We start from the raw sequence: 1,576 nt of genomic DNA, 5'->3' as shown, positions 1-1,576 counted from the left end.
TTTCAGCCTGGCATCGGCGAGATCGGAACGGAAGGCGTGAAGGCGGGCATCCCTGGCGGTCAAATCGGCAACTCGTTCAGAAGGACAGTTCGGTCAAATGGGCAATTCCTGGGCCTTGGCGATGATAACATCGCCGAAGCGCTCGACAAAGAGAGCACCTTCGACGGTGCGCTTGACCAACACGTTGCGTTTGTCGAGTTCGTCGCGATGGCGCGAAACCAGCTTCAGTGCGCCCATCGTGTCGAGCGCGCGGGTGATCACCGGCTTGGTAACATTGAGCCGGGCGGCGAGCCCGCGCACCGTGTGCGGCGGCGGGTCGAGATAGATCGTAAACAGGATTGCCGTCTGGCGCATGGTAAGGTCGGGCATATCGTCGCGCACCTGGGACAGCATCACCTGCTGCCACAGTCGCAAGGCCTGGCTCGGGCGCATGGAAATCGACATCCGACCAGAATGACGGCAAATTGTTTCGGTTCCGTTTCAGTCTTGAGACCTTCCTGTAGGACCGGAACCGTCAGGCGTGGCGTTTCGAGATAACCCTTTCCAGCGCTCGGATGCCTTGCGCCTCGCCGCCGGCGAGACCATACGGACGATCGGATGGGTTCCAGGCGAAGATGTCGAAATGCGCCCAGGCGGCGGTCTTCTCGACGAAGCGCTTGAGGAACAGCGCTGCGGTGATCGAGCCGGCGAATCCGTCTGACGTGACGTTGTTGATGTCGGCGATCTTCGACGACAGCTTTGCGTCATAGGGCTTCCACAACGGCATGCGCCATAGCGGATCCTCGACCGCGGCGGACGCAGTCGCCAGTTCGCACGCCAGCGCTTCATCGCCGGTGTAGAAAGGCGGCAGGTCGGGGCCGAGCGCGACGCGAGCAGCCCCCGTCAAGGTCGCCATGTCGATCAGCAGTTGCGGCTCGTCGTCGTCGGCCAGCGCCAACGCATCCGCCAGCACCAGCCGTCCCTCGGCATCGGTGTTGCCGATCTCGACGGTGGTGCCCTTGCGGCTCACCAGCACGTCGCCAGGCCGGAAGGCGTTGCCGGCAATCGAATTCTCGACGGCGGGGATCAGCACACGCAGCCGGATCTTCAGCCCGGCGGCCATGATCATTGAGGCGAGCCCCAGGACGTTGGCGGCGCCACCCATATCCTTCTTCATCAAGAGCATGCCCGAGGACGGCTTGATGTCGAGACCACCGGTGTCGAAGCAGACGCCCTTGCCGACCAGCGTCACCTTCGGGGCGTTCTTCGGCCCCCAAATCATGTCAATCAGACGCGGCGCGCCGACCGATGCGCGGCCGACCGCATGGATCATCGGGAAATTCTTCTTAAGCAGCTCGTCGCCCTTGGTCACCGACATTTCGGCCTTGTGCCTCCCGGCCAGCGTCCGAACCGCCTTCTCCAGCTCGTCCGGTCCCATGTCGCTGGTCGGCGTGTTGACCAGATCGCGTGTCAGGAAGACGCCATCGGCGATGCGGCGAACACGCGCCGCGTCGGCGCCGGACGGCAGCGAAAAACGCAGCGCCTTGCCGGGCTTTTTGCCGTAGCGGGTGAAGACATAGCCGCCGAGCGCCAGTGC

The 1,576-nt window shown here is 63.6% G+C and carries 2 protein-coding genes; both read right to left on the bottom strand.

Going from position 1 to position 1,576, the window contains the following annotated elements; translation table 11 throughout:
- Nucleotides 1–93: 93 nt before the first annotated feature.
- A complete protein-coding gene (locus tag EOA85_RS34940; protein ID WP_065005864.1) occupies nt 94–444 on the bottom strand; it encodes a MarR family winged helix-turn-helix transcriptional regulator in 351 nt (116 codons plus the stop codon).
- A gap of 70 nt (nt 445–514) precedes the next feature.
- A partial coding sequence (locus tag EOA85_RS34935; protein ID WP_164760118.1) for a leucyl aminopeptidase family protein occupies nt 515–1,576 on the bottom strand: 1,062 nt, incomplete at its 5' end.

The organism is Mesorhizobium sp. M5C.F.Ca.IN.020.29.1.1, assembly GCF_003997375.1.
Classification (GTDB): Bacteria; Pseudomonadota; Alphaproteobacteria; order Rhizobiales; family Rhizobiaceae; genus Mesorhizobium; species Mesorhizobium wenxiniae.
The sequence above is the reverse complement of the archived record's forward strand: the minus strand, read 5'-3'. Positions and strand labels throughout refer to the sequence as shown.